Annotated in this window: 13 protein-coding genes and 1 tRNA gene; 7 read left to right on the top strand and 7 right to left on the bottom strand. The window is 45.5% G+C overall.

Features of this window, described 5'->3' with window-relative positions; all coding sequences use genetic code 11:
* Nucleotides 1-106 precede the first annotated feature (106 nt).
* The 3 genes from JC606_RS04455 to folB are packed head-to-tail and all read right to left on the bottom strand — an operon-like array spanning nt 107 to nt 1,764.
* The gene (locus JC606_RS04455) at nt 107-910 is read right to left on the bottom strand and encodes an undecaprenyl-diphosphate phosphatase (RefSeq protein WP_137407183.1); all 804 of its coding nucleotides are present in this window, start codon (nt 908-910) and stop codon (nt 107-109) included.
* A 15-nt stretch (nt 911-925) separates the two neighbouring features.
* Complete coding sequence (gene folK / locus JC606_RS04450; RefSeq protein ID WP_137407184.1) at nt 926-1,408, bottom strand: 2-amino-4-hydroxy-6-hydroxymethyldihydropteridine diphosphokinase; 483 nt, start codon at nt 1,406-1,408, stop codon at nt 926-928.
* The gene (folB, locus tag JC606_RS04445) at nt 1,405-1,764 is read right to left on the bottom strand and encodes a dihydroneopterin aldolase (protein WP_102425838.1); all 360 of its coding nucleotides are present in this window, start codon (nt 1,762-1,764) and stop codon (nt 1,405-1,407) included. The genes folK and folB overlap by 4 nt, the downstream gene beginning before the upstream one ends.
* A gap of 138 nt (nt 1,765-1,902) precedes the next feature.
* Between folB and plsY the strand changes: the two genes are divergently transcribed.
* Nucleotides 1,903-2,499 (top strand): glycerol-3-phosphate 1-O-acyltransferase PlsY, encoded by a 597-nt coding sequence (gene plsY / locus JC606_RS04440; RefSeq protein ID WP_061033566.1) that lies wholly within the window; start codon nt 1,903-1,905, stop codon nt 2,497-2,499.
* A 44-nt stretch (nt 2,500-2,543) separates the two neighbouring features.
* On the opposite strand, the gene JC606_RS04435 is transcribed toward plsY, so the two are convergent.
* Nucleotides 2,544-3,359: an alpha/beta fold hydrolase gene (locus tag JC606_RS04435; protein WP_102425837.1), complete on the bottom strand. Its 816-nt coding sequence runs from the start codon at nt 3,357-3,359 to the stop codon at nt 2,544-2,546.
* Nucleotides 3,360-3,465: 106 nt separating this feature from the next.
* Nucleotides 3,466-4,482, bottom strand: a complete 1,017-nt coding sequence (gene tsaD / locus JC606_RS04430; protein ID WP_004740786.1) for a tRNA (adenosine(37)-N6)-threonylcarbamoyltransferase complex transferase subunit TsaD — start codon at nt 4,480-4,482, stop codon at nt 3,466-3,468.
* Between the two features lie 255 nt (nt 4,483-4,737).
* Here tsaD and rpsU point away from each other — a divergent pair, with 255 nt between their 5' ends.
* The 6 genes from rpsU to JC606_RS04400 all read left to right on the top strand — a co-directional run bounded on the left by rpsU (nt 4,738) and on the right by JC606_RS04400 (nt 10,960).
* Entirely contained in the window at nt 4,738-4,953 is a 216-nt protein-coding gene (rpsU, locus tag JC606_RS04425; RefSeq protein WP_004396009.1) for a 30S ribosomal protein S21, read from the top strand.
* 25 nt (nt 4,954-4,978) lie between these two features.
* Nucleotides 4,979-5,422, top strand: a complete 444-nt coding sequence (locus JC606_RS04420; protein ID WP_008222517.1) for a GatB/YqeY domain-containing protein — start codon at nt 4,979-4,981, stop codon at nt 5,420-5,422.
* 119 nt (nt 5,423-5,541) lie between these two features.
* Nucleotides 5,542-7,293 carry a DNA primase gene (dnaG, locus tag JC606_RS04415; RefSeq protein WP_137407185.1) on the top strand — a complete coding sequence of 584 codons (1,752 nt, stop codon included), beginning with the start codon at nt 5,542-5,544 and terminating at the stop codon, nt 7,291-7,293.
* Nucleotides 7,294-7,392: 99 nt separating this feature from the next.
* Nucleotides 7,393-9,237 carry an RNA polymerase sigma factor RpoD gene (rpoD, locus tag JC606_RS04410; RefSeq protein WP_008222514.1) on the top strand — a complete coding sequence of 615 codons (1,845 nt, stop codon included), beginning with the start codon at nt 7,393-7,395 and terminating at the stop codon, nt 9,235-9,237.
* 163 nt (nt 9,238-9,400) lie between these two features.
* Nucleotides 9,401-9,476, top strand: a tRNA-Ile gene (locus tag JC606_RS04405).
* 215 nt (nt 9,477-9,691) lie between these two features.
* Nucleotides 9,692-10,960 (top strand): O-acetylhomoserine aminocarboxypropyltransferase/cysteine synthase family protein, encoded by a 1,269-nt coding sequence (locus tag JC606_RS04400; protein WP_198778086.1) that lies wholly within the window; start codon nt 9,692-9,694, stop codon nt 10,958-10,960.
* Nucleotides 10,961-11,052: 92 nt separating this feature from the next.
* Here the strand turns inward: JC606_RS04400 and glmS are convergent, their stop codons facing one another.
* Both glmS and JC606_RS04390 read right to left on the bottom strand, forming a co-directional pair.
* Entirely contained in the window at nt 11,053-12,885 is a 1,833-nt protein-coding gene (gene glmS, locus JC606_RS04395) for a glutamine--fructose-6-phosphate transaminase (isomerizing) (RefSeq protein ID WP_137407187.1), read from the bottom strand.
* 107 nt (nt 12,886-12,992) lie between these two features.
* The gene (locus tag JC606_RS04390; protein ID WP_061033552.1) at nt 12,993-13,763 is read right to left on the bottom strand and encodes a DeoR/GlpR family DNA-binding transcription regulator; all 771 of its coding nucleotides are present in this window, start codon (nt 13,761-13,763) and stop codon (nt 12,993-12,995) included.
* Nucleotides 13,764-13,928 lie beyond the last annotated feature (165 nt).

Below are 13,928 nucleotides of genomic sequence, written 5' to 3'. Positions count from 1 at the left end.
CGATTATCTCTCAGAAGAAGGATCGGTCAACCGATCCTTATCTGATCTACATTGCGCAGTTAAGCGGGCTTTTTCAATTTTATGACGAGGCTGTTATCAGCGCCTGTTACTGCATCATTAAGAAAGCAAACAGACCACAACCTAGGATTAGGCGGTAGATAACAAACGGTGTCATGCCCATACGTGAGATAAGCTTCAAGAAGAAGTGAATACAGATGTAAGCACTGATGAAAGACACCGCAATACCGGTTAGCAGTGTACCCACATGAATTGGGTCGCCACTGGTCACAAGCTTAAGTCCTAAGTAACCACCAGCTAAAGTGATGATTGGGATAGACATTAGGAAAGAGAATCGAGCTGCCGCTTCACGAGTAAAGCCAAGGTAAAGTGCTGCCGTAATCGTAGCACCTGAGCGAGAGGTACCAGGAATGATTGCCATTGCCTGAGCAAGACCAATAAACAACGCTTTTTTCCAGCCCGCTTGGTACTCATCATCACGTAGGCTTGAGTTCTTATCCACCCACCACAACAACAAACCAAAGACGATGGTCGTTGTCGCAATTACCCATGCACTGCGAAGGTAAAGTTCAACAATGTCCTTCATCAGCAGGCCAAAGATACATGCCGGAATCGTCGCAAGGATGATCATCCATGCCAATTTAGCTTCTTTGCTGCGGTCGCCCTTAAACACTGAGCCGAAGAATGCGCTCAACAACGAAATCACTTCTTTACGGAAATAGATCACGACTGCGGCCAAAGTACCCACGTGAACCGCAACATCAAAAGCCAAACCCTGATCTTCCCAGCCTAAAACCGCTGATGGAAGGATCAAGTGTGCCGAACTGGAAATAGGTAAAAACTCAGTAAAGCCTTGCACCAACGCCAATATAAACGATTCAAAATAACTCATTACTTACCTTTAAAATTATAGTTTTATATCTACGACAGAGAGCGAGTCTAGTTGCTGCATCTTCTGCCATATTTCACTGACGGTTCTTCCGTCTTGCGGGATCACTCTCGCAGGACAAAGATCATAAAGTGGTTGTGTTACAAAAGGATATTTATAGATATCACTGCGTGGTAACTCTGGAGCAGACTCAGATATCTCATCACCAAACAGCACAATATCAAGATCCAAATTTCGATCCTGAAGCTTGTGTGCATCTTGCGCACGCCCCCATTTGTACTCAATTTTACGAAGTTCTTGTGAAAATTCAGTCAATGAAAGTGGCGTGTCGAGCTCTATCACAAAGTTATAAAATGGATGGCTATCAAAACCGACAGGCTCACAGTGATAGATTTTAGAGCATTTAAGGTTAGTCCCTAACGATTGAAGCTCTTTCCATGCCACCCTTGCATGCTTGTCGCGGTCTATGTTCGTGCCAACACCAACATAGGCGATGGTCATGCTTGACCTCGTTCGATGATCACACCCACCGCTTTTGCTTGAGGAACTGCACCAGGCTTCGCTAGGTGAATTTTAACCCAAGGAACGGAGAACTGAGTCATAATGAGCTCTGCGACTTCCTCAGCAACACGTTCTACGAGTAGAAAACGGCCATTCGCAATGTGATCGAGTACTGCAGTGCTCACTTTCGAATAATCCAAAGCATCAACCACATCATCACTCTTGCCTGCTGGGCGGTTGTCATGAGCCATTTCAATATCAAGAACCAGTTTCTGTTTGATCTCTTGTTCCCAATCGTAAACACCGATCGTTGTAATTACTTCTAGCTGCTCAATGAAAACTTTATCCAGTGCCATGACTTGTCCTTTTAGAGGTCGGATACCCAAATTTGGGAAAAAAACGTATTATTTGCGTAATTCGAGATATGATATCAATTACTCTTGGATTGAGCATTATTTTCCCATCGTTAAGCGTATAACCGTTAAAGGACAGACATGACCCCATTGGCACTTATCATGATCATTGCTGCCTATTTGCTAGGTTCAATCTCTAGTGCGGTCTTGATATGCCGAGTCTTAAGGCTTCCAGATCCTAGAACGGTGGGCTCAAACAACCCAGGCGCAACCAATGTGTTACGTGTCGGTGGCAAAGGTGCCGCAGCAGCAGTATTACTCTGTGATATGTTAAAAGGCACCATTCCAGTCTGGCTTGGTTACTTTCTCGGTATCGACTCAATTATTTTAGGTATCGTTGCGATTGCAGCTTGTCTTGGTCATATGTATCCGATCTTCTTCCACTTTAAGGGTGGTAAAGGCGTCGCAACGGCACTGGGTGCCATCGCCCCAATTGGATTCGACCTAACCGGTATGATCATGGCAACTTGGCTCGTGGTCGCGCTTTTATTTCGTTACTCCTCTTTGGCAGCATTGGTGACAGTGCTACTTGCCCCTTTCTACGCTTGGTTAGTCAAACCGCAATACACCCTGCCCGTGGCTATGCTGTGTTGCTTGATCGTGCTGCGTCACCATCAAAACATCCGCCGCCTACTGGACGGTAGCGAGCCAAAACTCGGACAAAAAAAATCGGCTTAACCTTATATTCAAGATTAAACCGATCATTTCAAACGATAGAAAGTCTACAGCAGGTGCTTACCTAAAAACTCTTTCAGCATAGTGTTTACAAATTCTGGCTGCTCTAGCGAACTAATGTGTCCTGCGCCAGGAATTACCACTAATTCACTTCCCGAAATGCAATCATGCATTAGGTAAGATTCAAGTACCGGGCGTGGTTTATCTTCTTGGCCGACAGCTACCAACACAGGTAGAGCAAAGTTCTCTATAGTTTCAATCATGTCACGACGTCCAAACACCATACGACCAATTCGAGCTACTTGCTCTGCTTGCTCGCCCTGTAGTGCCGATAACTGCTGAGTAAAACCTTCTACCAAAGCTGGCGTGTTAGTTTGTGCGTCATTAGCAAAGAACAACGGCACAACCGCTTCTACGATCGGTTGAGGAACCATCTTAGTTTGAGAGATGGTGTCTAGCATGCTGAAGTATTTCGCGTGTGCAACTTCTGGCTCTAGACCGACAAAAGTGTCCATCAGTACCAAAGATTTGATACGTGCCGGTGCCAGCTCTGCAAGCTCAGTACCCCACATACCACCAACCGATAAGCCCACCACAGAAAATTCTTCAATGTTTAAATGGTCAAGCAGTGCCAGAACATGTTGAGCGTAGTCTTTTAGGTTGCCCATTGCGTTCGGTGCTGCTTGAGACTCACCGTGAGACCAAAGCTCAGGCACAATACAACGGTACTGAGATTTTAACGCTTCAACCTGTGGCTTCCACATCGCACTATCCCAAAGGTAGCTGTGTCCTAGTACAACAACCGGGCCTTCGCCTTCGTCTAGGTACGCCATCGATTGATTATCTACAGTGAACTTATTCATCTTCTTCCCTAATCTCTATCGGCAATTATTTATCGACATATAGTCGGTAAGCTAAGATATAAAAACGGCCGCACAAGGCGACCGTTTATCGAAACATTTTGATGTATTACGCAATTGGCTCTAATTGGTCGATCGGCCAACGCGGTGTGGCTTGAACTGAAAGATCAGCAGTCTCACCGTTTTTCAGGCGCTGCATACCGGCATAAGCGATCATCGCACCGTTATCAGTACAGAACTCAGTACGCGGGTAGTAAACCTCGCCACCAATTTTCTTAGCAAGTGCTTCAAGCTCAACACGTAGTTGTTTGTTTGCACTTACACCACCAGCAATCACTATACGTTTCATGCCCGTCTGTTCCAAGGCACGCTTACACTTGATTACCAAGGTGCCACAAACCGCCTCTTGGAATGCATATGCGATATCGGCACGAGTTTGCTCACTATCGTCATTGTCACGAATCGTGTTCGCTGCAAAGGTTTTTAGGCCAGAGAAGCTCATATCCAAGCCCGGACGATCCGTCATTGGACGTGGGAACTTAAAACGGCCCGGCGTGCCTTTCTCTGCTAGTCGAGATAGTAATGGGCCACCAGGGTAATCTAAGCCCATTAACTTAGCCGTTTTATCGAAGGCTTCACCTGCCGCATCATCAATCGATTCACCAAGGATCTTGTATTCACCAATGCCTTTCACTTCGACCATCATGGTGTGACCACCAGAAACAAGCAGAGCGACAAATGGGAACGGCGGTGGGTTATCTTCTAGCATTGGCGCAAGAAGGTGACCTTCCATGTGATGAACTGGCACAGCTGGTACGCCCCAAGCGTAAGCAATGCTGCGACCAATGGTTGCACCAACAAGCAGCGCACCAACAAGGCCAGGGCCAGCCGTGTAAGCAACACCATCGATGTCTTTAGAGGTTAGGTTTGCCTCTTTAAGAGCCGCTTTGATTAGCGGAATTGTTTTCTTCACGTGATCACGTGATGCCAGCTCAGGTACTACACCACCGTAATCGGCGTGCAGCTTTACTTGGCTGTATAATTGATGAGAAAGCAGGCCCTGCTCATCATCATAAATTGCGATTCCTGTTTCATCACAAGAGGTTTCAATACCAATAATGCGCATAATTTTCTCGGCACGCTTTCGTCTAAAATGGGAAATTAGCGCAATATTACCCTGCCTAAGCTCTTCAAACAAATATTGTACAGACTATAATCGACAAAGTGCTTTACAAAGTCACTCTGATCGGATTAAAATTCCGCACCATTTTTGATCAAGCTGGTTAGAGACCACACTTAATCGAAAGTTGTCTACGGATAATTTTTCTGATTTGGTCATCAGTAGCCAGCGATAATGAATAACCCCTGAGGTGAAAGGCATATGCCAATAGTTAAAGTACGTGAAAACGAACCGTTCGACGTTGCACTACGTCGTTTCAAGCGCTCTTGTGAAAAAGCAGGTATCCTTTCTGAAGTTCGCCGTCGCGAGCACTACGAAAAGCCAACTACAGTTCGCAAACGCGCTAAAGCAGCAGCTCAAAAGCGTCACGCTAAGAAGCTAGCTCGCGAAAACGCACGTCGCGTTCGCCTGTACTAATAACTTAATCCATAAGGACTGAGTTATGGCTCTTATTGAACAACTCAAAGAAGAGCAAAAATTAGCGATGAAAGCCAAGGACAAACCGCGCCTTGGCACTATCCGTTTAGCTCTTGCTGCTGTAAAGCAACGTGAAGTCGACGAACAGATTACTCTGAGCGATGACGACATTCTTGCTGTACTAGTAAAAATGGTTAAACAACGTCGCGATTCTGTTGCTCAATATGAATCAGCTGGTCGTCAAGATCTTGCTGACGTGGAACAAGCAGAAATTGCTGTACTTGAAGGCTTTATGCCTCAACCGCTTACTGAAGAAGAAGTAATCGCACTACTTGATAGCGCAATTGCAGAAGCTCAACCTGCGGGCATGCAAGACATGGGTAAAGTAATGGCTATCTTGAAACCACAAATTCAAGGGCGTGCAGATATGGGTAAAGTTAGTGGTTTAGTTCGTTCTAAACTCGCTTAATCCCAAATCAAATTGCAACAAGCCGTGCAATCCTTCGGAACGCACGGCTTGTTTGTATCTGTAACCCATTCAAACTATTATTATCCACACTCTCTGTTAGTGCATTTTTCTAAGGTTTTATGGCAGGACACATCCCGCGTAGTTTCATCGATGATCTCCTAGCGCGTCTCGACATTGTCGACATCATAGACGCACGCGTGAAACTTAAGAAAAAAGGCAAAAACTACGGCGCTTGTTGTCCGTTTCATAACGAAAAAACCCCCTCTTTTAGCGTAAGCCAAGAGAAACAGTTTTATCACTGTTTTGGTTGCGGCGTACACGGCAACGCCATCGACTTCATTATGGAGTTCGAACGCCTTGAATTTGTTGAAGCTATTGAAGAGCTGGCCTCTTTCTTAGGGCTCGATGTTCCAAGAGAACAACGTAGCGGTGAGATCTCTACCGCACCAAGAGCCAACACTGAACAAAAACGTAACCTCTATGATTTGATGGGCGGCATTAGCCAGTTCTATCGCTCACAGCTAAAAATAGCAGCCAATAAGCCCGCGATTGAGTACCTAAAAAATCGTGGTTTATCGGGCGAGATTGTTCAGAAGTTTGGCATTGGTTATGTGGCCGATGAGTGGGACTTAGTTCGTAAGAACTTTGGTCAACAAAAAGAAGCTCAAGACATGCTGGTAACAGGCGGCATGTTGATAGAAAACGATAAGGGTAATCGATACGACCGATTCCGTGGTCGTGTTATGTTCCCGATTCGCGATCGTCGTGGTCGTGTGATTGGTTTTGGTGGACGTGTCTTAGAAGATGGCACACCAAAATACCTAAACTCACCAGAGACACCTATCTTCCATAAAGGCAAAGAGCTATATGGCCTTTATGAAGTATTACAGGCATACCGTGAACCGCCTCAAGTCCTTGTGGTTGAAGGTTACATGGATGTCGTGGCGCTTGCGCAATATGGTGTAGATTACTCGGTGGCTTCACTAGGCACTTCAACAACCGGTGACCACATTCAAATGCTGTTTAGACAAACCGGCACTGTGGTTTGTTGTTACGATGGTGACCGAGCTGGTAAAGAGGCCGCATGGCGCGCTCTAGAAAATGCACTTGAGTACCTGAAAACAGGTAACACACTCAAGTTTCTGTTCTTGCCCGATGGTGAAGACCCAGATAGCTATATTAGAGAACATGGTAAAGCCGCTTTTGAGCAGCTCGTCCAAAATGCAACGCCACTATCGACCTATTTGTTCGACAACCTGATAGAAATACACAAACTTAACTTGGGAACAACCGAAGGAAAATCGGCACTGCGTGCGCACGCAAGCGCCTTAATTAATAAAATTCCTGACAGTTATTTCCAAGAGTTGCTCGAAAAGTTATTGGATGAGCGAACTGGATTTGATAACCAACTGAGACGTGCTCGTGTTCATACACAAAACCCGACACCTCAACCGCATAAAGAGCTCAAGCGAACTCCAATGCGTGAAGTTATCGCTTTGCTTATCCAAAATCCGAGCTATGCTGATATGGTACCGGATTTATCAAGTGTCAAAGGCTTACCATTGCCTGGACTAAGTTTATTCGTCGAAGTACTTGATAAATGCCACGCGCATCCCCATATCAACACCGGCCAGTTATTAGAGCACTGGCGAGATAATAAACATGAGGCTCTTCTGTCTCGTCTCGCGAGCTGGGAAATCCCCCTCGACGAAGACAATCAAGAAGACATATTTTTAGACTCATTGGACAAAATACTTGCCCAGTGCGTTGAAAAACAAATTGAAAACCTGCAGGCCAAAGCAAGAAGTGTCGGTTTATCAGCCGAAGAAAAAAGGGAGCTACTAGCTTTAATGCTAGATCTAAAAGCGTAACCCTGTTTGATTAGTCAGCATTTAATAAATTTGTTAACATAATTGGTTTGCATTTGAGAATGCAACGTCCTTCACCAGACCTGAAGTTGGATATCATCTATGGATCAAAATCCGCAGTCACAGCTTAAATTACTTGTTATTAAAGGCAAGGAACAAGGCTATCTGACCTACGCCGAAGTAAACGACCACCTACCTGCAGAAATCGTGGATTCTGAACAGGTAGAAGACATCATTCAAATGATTAACGACATGGGCATCAAAGTAGTTGAAACTGCACCTGATGCTGATGATCTAGCGCTTAATGATGACGATGCCAATATAGATGAAGACGCAGCCGAAGCTGCAGCTGCTGCGCTTTCAAGCGTAGAAAGCGAGATTGGCCGTACTACTGACCCAGTTCGCATGTACATGCGTGAAATGGGTACAGTTGAACTACTGACTCGTGAAGGCGAAATCGACATTGCGAAACGCATTGAAGATGGTATCAACACCGTTCAGCTATCTGTTGCTGAATACCCAGGTACTATTCCATACATCTTGGAACAGTTTGACCGCGTACAAGCAGAAGAGATTCGCTTAACAGACCTAATTAATGGCTTTGTTGACCCAGATGACGATGGCACAGCTGCACCAACAGCGACTCACATCGGTTCAGAACTTGCTGAAACAGATCTGGATGACGAAGACGCAGAAGACGTTGATGACGATGAAGAAGAGGAAGAAGAAGATACAGGTATCGATCCTGAGCTTGCTCTTGAGAAATTCACAGCGCTTCGTACTAGCTACCAAAACCGTCAGCTAGCGATCAACGAGTACGGCCATGAAAGCCCGAAAGCAATGCTTGCAACGACAATGATGCAAGACGTATTCAAAGAGTTCCGTCTAACACCAAAACAGTTTGATTACCTAGTAAACGAACTGCGTAACTCTATGGATCGTGTACGTACTCAAGAACGCCTAATCATGCGTCAAACAGTTGAGTACGGCAAAATGCCGAAGAAATCTTTCATTGCTCTATTTACTGGCAACGAATCTAGCGAAGCATGGTTAGATGAAGTACTTGCTTCTGACAAACCATACGCAGAAAAGATCAAACGTCACGAGAACGATATCCGTCGCTCAATCCAAAAACTGGATATGATCGAGAAAGAGACCTCTCTGACTGTTCAAAGCATTAAAGACATCAGCCGTCGTATGTCTATCGGTGAAGCAAAAGCTCGTCGTGCGAAGAAAGAGATGGTTGAAGCGAACTTACGTCTAGTAATCTCGATTGCTAAGAAGTACACAAACCGTGGTCTACAATTCTTGGATCTAATCCAAGAAGGTAACATCGGTCTGATGAAAGCGGTTGATAAGTTTGAATACCGTCGTGGTTACAAGTTCTCTACTTACGCTACATGGTGGATCCGTCAAGCAATCACTCGTTCGATTGCCGACCAAGCTCGTACTATCCGTATTCCGGTTCACATGATCGAAACGATCAACAAACTAAACCGTATCTCTCGTCAAATGCTACAAGAGATGGGTCGTGAACCACTTCCGGAAGAGCTGGCTGAGCGCATGCAAATGCCTGAAGACAAGATCCGTAAAGTACTGAAAATCGCTAAAGAGCCTATCTCAATGGAGACACCAATCGGTGACGACGAAGATTCGCATCTAGGTGATTTCATCGAGGATACAACGCTAGAACTACCTCTAGACTCTGCAACGGCAACCAGCCTACGCGGTGCAACTAAAGACGTTCTTGCAGGCCTAACACCTCGTGAAGCGAAAGTACTGCGTATGCGTTTCGGTATCGACATGAACACTGACCATACTCTTGAAGAAGTTGGTAAGCAGTTCGACGTAACTCGTGAGCGTATCCGTCAGATCGAAGCAAAAGCACTACGTAAACTTCGTCACCCAAGCCGTTCAGAAACTCTGCGCAGCTTCTTAGACGAGTAATCACACCTATTGATGTGATTAGATTTTAAGCATAATTAACAAAAGGTGAGCTTTGGCTCACCTTTTTTGTAGCTGTGTGATTTAAGTGGCTAAGATATAAGCGGAATTGCCCCTTATAGTGTCTAGACACCACTGAATGCTTCCCCTATAATCTATGCCCTACGGCCCCTTAGCTCAGTGGTTAGAGCGCACGACTCATAATCGTTCGGTCCCCAGTTCAAATCTGGGAGGGGCCACCAAATTAGAAAAGCCAGAACAGTTTATGCTGCTCTGGCTTTTTGCTTTTCTAAGCTCGCTATTTATTTACGCCCTACTCGTATCAATACATCCCTGAATGAGTGAACTCCACAGTACACAATGCTATTTGCCTCTCTGTGACTAAGCTTACTTTTCTTTTATAAAAAAATCGGCAATATGAGTGTACATAAATCGCTCAATAGTTCAGGGAAGAAACATGAAAGACGAAACACTCTCGATTCACTTCGGATACGAAACCGATCCAACCACTAAATCCGTTGCTACTCCTATCTACCAAACCGTTGCCTATGAATTTGACGATGCTCAGCATGGTGCTGATCTGTTCAACCTAGCCGTACCTGGCAATATCTACACCCGCATTATGAACCCAACCAACGATGTCTTGGAGAAACGTATAGCGGCGTTAGAAGGTGGTATTGCAGGTTTGGTAGTGAGTGCAGGCAGCGCGGCAATCAACTACGCGATTCAGACATTGGCACAAATCGGTGACAACATTGTCTCAACACCTCAGCTTTACGGTGGCACTTACACCTTGTTTGCTCACATGCTGCCAAACCAAGGGATTGAAGTTCGTTTTGCTAAAGACGATAAACCGGAGAGCCTAGCAGAGCTTATCGATGAAAAAACCAAAGCGGTTTACTGTGAGAGTATCGGTAACCCTGCGGGTAATATCATCGACCTAGAGCGTGTCGCCGAACTTGCCCACGCGCAAGGTGTCCCTGTGATTGTCGATAATACCGTCGCGACTCCAGTGCTGTGTAAGCCTATTGAGTTTGGTGCTGATATTGTAGTCCATTCACTAACAAAGTACGTGGGTGGTCACGGTACAACCTTGGGTGGTGTGATTGTCGATTCAGGTAAATTCCCTTGGGCAGAACACAAAGATCGCTTCCCGGTATTTAATCAACCAGAGCCCTCTTATCACGGTGTGGTTTATACCGAAGCCTTTGGTGAGGCTGCATTTATTGGTCGTGCTAGAACGGTTCCACTACGCAATACAGGCGCAGCCTTGTCGCCAATGAATGCCTTTATGTTGATGCTAGGCTTGGAGACGCTGTCGCTACGTATGGAGCGACATACAGAGAACGCATTGAAAGTGGCGGAGTATCTCAACCAACATGAGAAAGTCAGCTGGGTAAGTTACGCTGGCTTACCTAGTTCAGAGTTCTACCCGCTTGCTGAAAAGTACATGCGAGGTAAGCCATCGGCGATTTTATCTTTTGGCTTAAAGGATGGTTATGAAGCAGGTGTTCGCTTTTATGACGCGCTACAAATCTTTAAGCGCTTGGTAAACATTGGCGATGCAAAATCTCTGGCTTGTCACCCTGCTTCGACGACACACCGTCAACTAAGCGAAGCTGAACAGAAACAAGCTGGAGTATCACCAGAGATGATTCGCCTATCAGTCGGTATTGAACACATCGAAGATATCCTTGCAGACCTAGAGCAAGCTCTTAACGCTTAACGACTATAAGCTGAATGTAGATTTACTAAATAGCATGCACAAAAAGCCCATCATGATGATGGGCTTTCGTCTATTTAAGGGTTTAAGTTAACTTACTCTACCGTTACCGCTTTCGCTAGGTTACGAGGTTGGTCAACGTCAGTACCTTTGATTAGTGCTACGTGGTAAGACAGTAGCTGCATTGGAACTGTGTAGTAGATAGGTGCAGTGACTTCACTCACGTGAGGCATCTTGATGATCTTCATGTTCTCATCGCTTTCAAAGCCTGCATCTTGGTCTGCGAATACATAAAGTAGACCACCACGTGCACGTACTTCCTCAACGTTTGATTTCAGTTTCTCTAGTAGGTCGTTACTTGGTGCAATAACCACTACAGGCATATCGGCATCAATCAGAGCTAGAGGGCCGTGCTTAAGCTCACCCGCAGCGTATGCTTCAGCGTGAATGTAAGAGATCTCTTTCAGTTTTAGGGACGCTTCCATTGCGATTGGGTAGTATTCGCCACGACCTAAGAAAAGCGTGTGATGCTTGTCTGCGAAGTCTGTCGCTAGTGCTTCGATCTCTTTATCAAACGCCAGTGCTTTCTCAATGTCAGTCGGCAGTTGGTGAAGCGCTTGCACGATTTCTGCTTCTTTTTCTTCATTGATACGGCCTTGTAGACGACCAATTGAAGTCACCATCATCAGCATTGCTGCAAGTTGAGTTGTGAAAGCCTTAGTTGAAGCTACACCGATCTCGGTGCCCGCACGAGTCATGAATGCGAAGTCAGATTCACGAACCAGTGAAGATCCAGCAACGTTACAGATTGTCATCGCTGACATGTAGCCTTTCTCTTTCGCAAGGCGAAGTGCTGCTAGTGTATCTGCCGTCTCACCAGATTGAGACAAAGTAACAAGCAGGCTGTTTGGACGAACCACGAAGTCACGGTAACGGAACTCAGAAGCGATCTCTACGTCACAGCTTACGCCTGCTAGAGACTCAAACCAGTAGCGAGCAGCCATACCAGAGTTGTAAGACGTACCACATGCGATGATCTGGACGTGTTCAACCTTACTTAGGATCTCTTCGGCTTTAACACCAATCGCGTTAGTGATAACAGAAGTATCTGAGATGCGACCTTCCATTGTGTTGATCAGCGCCGTTGGCTGTTCGAAGATCTCTTTCTGCATAAAATGACGGTACTTACCTTTGTCACCTGCATCATGCTCTGCATTTGATTCAACGATTTCACGCTCAACACGCTCACCTGCAACATCAAATACGGTCACATCACGACGAGTCACTTCAGCAACATCACCCTCTTCTAGGTACATGAAGCGGCGAGTTACGCTTAGTAGTGCAAGTTGGTCTGATGCTAGGAAGTTTTCACCCACACCAAAACCGATAACGATAGGGCTACCAGAGCGAGCCACAACAATACGGCTAGGATCTTTACGATCAACCACAACGGTACCGTAGGCGCCGTCCAACTGCTTTGCTGTTTTCTGCAGTGCTTCAACCAAGGAAGCTGAAGTGCGAAGTTCCCACTCAACTAGATGAGCGATAACTTCAGTATCCGTTTGAGAAGAAAATACGTAGCCACGCTCTTGCAACATTACACGCAGTGCTTCATGGTTTTCGATAATGCCATTATGCACTACTGCAATGTCACCAGACATGTGTGGGTGCGCGTTTGCTTCAGACGGCTCGCCGTGTGTAGCCCAACGAGTGTGAGCGATACCTGTACCACCAATCACTTGTTGCTCTTCTACCGCGTCTGCTAGCTCTTGTACTTTACCTAGGCGACGTACGCGAGTTAGATTTGATTCGGTATCAACCACAGCGACACCCGCTGAGTCGTAGCCACGGTATTCTAGGCGGCGAAGGCCTTCTACTAAAATCTCGGCTACATCACGCTGTGCTACTGCACCAACAATTCCACACATAGTTTGACTCCATCAATTTCGTTTATTCCTATTGGCAGCAAGCAAAGGCCATGTCTTTATTAAGATCAATTATAGGAAGTTAAATGCATAATAGTTAAAATAAGTTGTTAAGCTGGATCCGTTAAGATCACTCGAACATCATGTGATTCAATACTTGCCTGAGATTCTTTGCTCAAGTCTGTATCTGTAATTAAGATGTCGATGTGATCCCATGCCAACTCTAGATTAGGGATCTTTCGTCCCACTTTTTCTGACTCAACCATCACGATCACTTCTCGTGACACTTCAGCCATCACTTTACTTAAGCCAACCAGTTCGTTGAACGTGGTTGTGCCTCTGTCGAGGTCGATACCATCAGCCCCAATAAATAGTTGGTCAAAATCGTAAGCACGCAACACTGACTCTGCGACTTTGCCTTGAAAAGAATCCGAATGGGTATCCCAAGTGCCGCCGGTCATGAGTAGCGTTGGTTCACTTTCCAGCTCATTGAGCGCGTTAGCCACGTGCAACGAGTTGGTCATGACAACCAAACCACGCTTACTGTTTAGTTGCTGAATTAGGGCACCTGTTGTGCTGCCGCTGTCGATCACGATTCGATTATGGTCGCGAATTAAATCTGCAGCTGCTTTCGCTAACGAAACCTTTCGAGTCGAAACTTTTTGACCCAATTCTTCGTTCACAACCTCTTTCGGTAGCGAAATCGCACCACCATAACGGCGTAAAAGCTGACCGTTTTTCTCTAAAGACGCTAAGTCCTTTCTAATAGTGACCTCTGAGGTTTCGAACTTAGCGGACAATTCATCAACACTAACCTCCCCTTTTTCGTTCACTAGGTTAGAAATTGCATGCCTTCTGAGCTGAGTGTTTCGTTTCGACATTTAAAAAAGACCAGTAAGTTTCGATATGAAACATATTATAGTTACAACGAAACTATTTAGTCCATTTATTTTGATCCAAAAAATTAATAAATAGCGAGAAAACCTTGTCCTAAGACAATTGTTAAGCAGTGATATTGAATTGATTAGGTGGTAGAATCCGCACCC

This window comes from Vibrio sp. IB15, from assembly GCF_016406055.1.
Lineage (GTDB): Bacteria > Pseudomonadota > Gammaproteobacteria > Enterobacterales > Vibrionaceae > Vibrio > Vibrio chagasii.
Note: the sequence above shows the minus strand (reverse complement) of the source record. Positions and strands in the feature narration are given on the sequence as shown.

Excerpts from the sequence above, each read along its gene's own strand:
- plsY (WP_061033566.1), top strand. The coding sequence starts at position 1,903 with ATGACCCCATTGGCACTTATCATGATCATTGCTGCCTATTTGCTAGGT.
- glmS (WP_137407187.1), bottom strand. The coding sequence starts at position 12,885 with ATGTGTGGAATTGTTGGTGCAGTAGCACAGCGTGATGTAGCCGAGATT.
- folB (WP_102425838.1), bottom strand. The coding sequence starts at position 1,764 with ATGGCACTGGATAAAGTTTTCATTGAGCAGCTAGAAGTAATTACAACG.
- JC606_RS04420 (WP_008222517.1), top strand. The coding sequence starts at position 4,979 with ATGGCTCTTATTGAACAACTCAAAGAAGAGCAAAAATTAGCGATGAAA.
- JC606_RS04400 (WP_198778086.1), top strand. The coding sequence starts at position 9,692 with ATGAAAGACGAAACACTCTCGATTCACTTCGGATACGAAACCGATCCA.
- JC606_RS04390 (WP_061033552.1), bottom strand. The coding sequence starts at position 13,763 with ATGTCGAAACGAAACACTCAGCTCAGAAGGCATGCAATTTCTAACCTA.
- dnaG (WP_137407185.1), top strand. The coding sequence starts at position 5,542 with ATGGCAGGACACATCCCGCGTAGTTTCATCGATGATCTCCTAGCGCGT.
- JC606_RS04455 (WP_137407183.1), bottom strand. The coding sequence starts at position 910 with ATGAGTTATTTTGAATCGTTTATATTGGCGTTGGTGCAAGGCTTTACT.
- JC606_RS04435 (WP_102425837.1), bottom strand. The coding sequence starts at position 3,359 with ATGAATAAGTTCACTGTAGATAATCAATCGATGGCGTACCTAGACGAA.
- tsaD (WP_004740786.1), bottom strand. The coding sequence starts at position 4,482 with ATGCGCATTATTGGTATTGAAACCTCTTGTGATGAAACAGGAATCGCA.
- rpsU (WP_004396009.1), top strand. The coding sequence starts at position 4,738 with ATGCCAATAGTTAAAGTACGTGAAAACGAACCGTTCGACGTTGCACTA.
- folK (WP_137407184.1), bottom strand. The coding sequence starts at position 1,408 with ATGACCATCGCCTATGTTGGTGTTGGCACGAACATAGACCGCGACAAG.
- rpoD (WP_008222514.1), top strand. The coding sequence starts at position 7,393 with ATGGATCAAAATCCGCAGTCACAGCTTAAATTACTTGTTATTAAAGGC.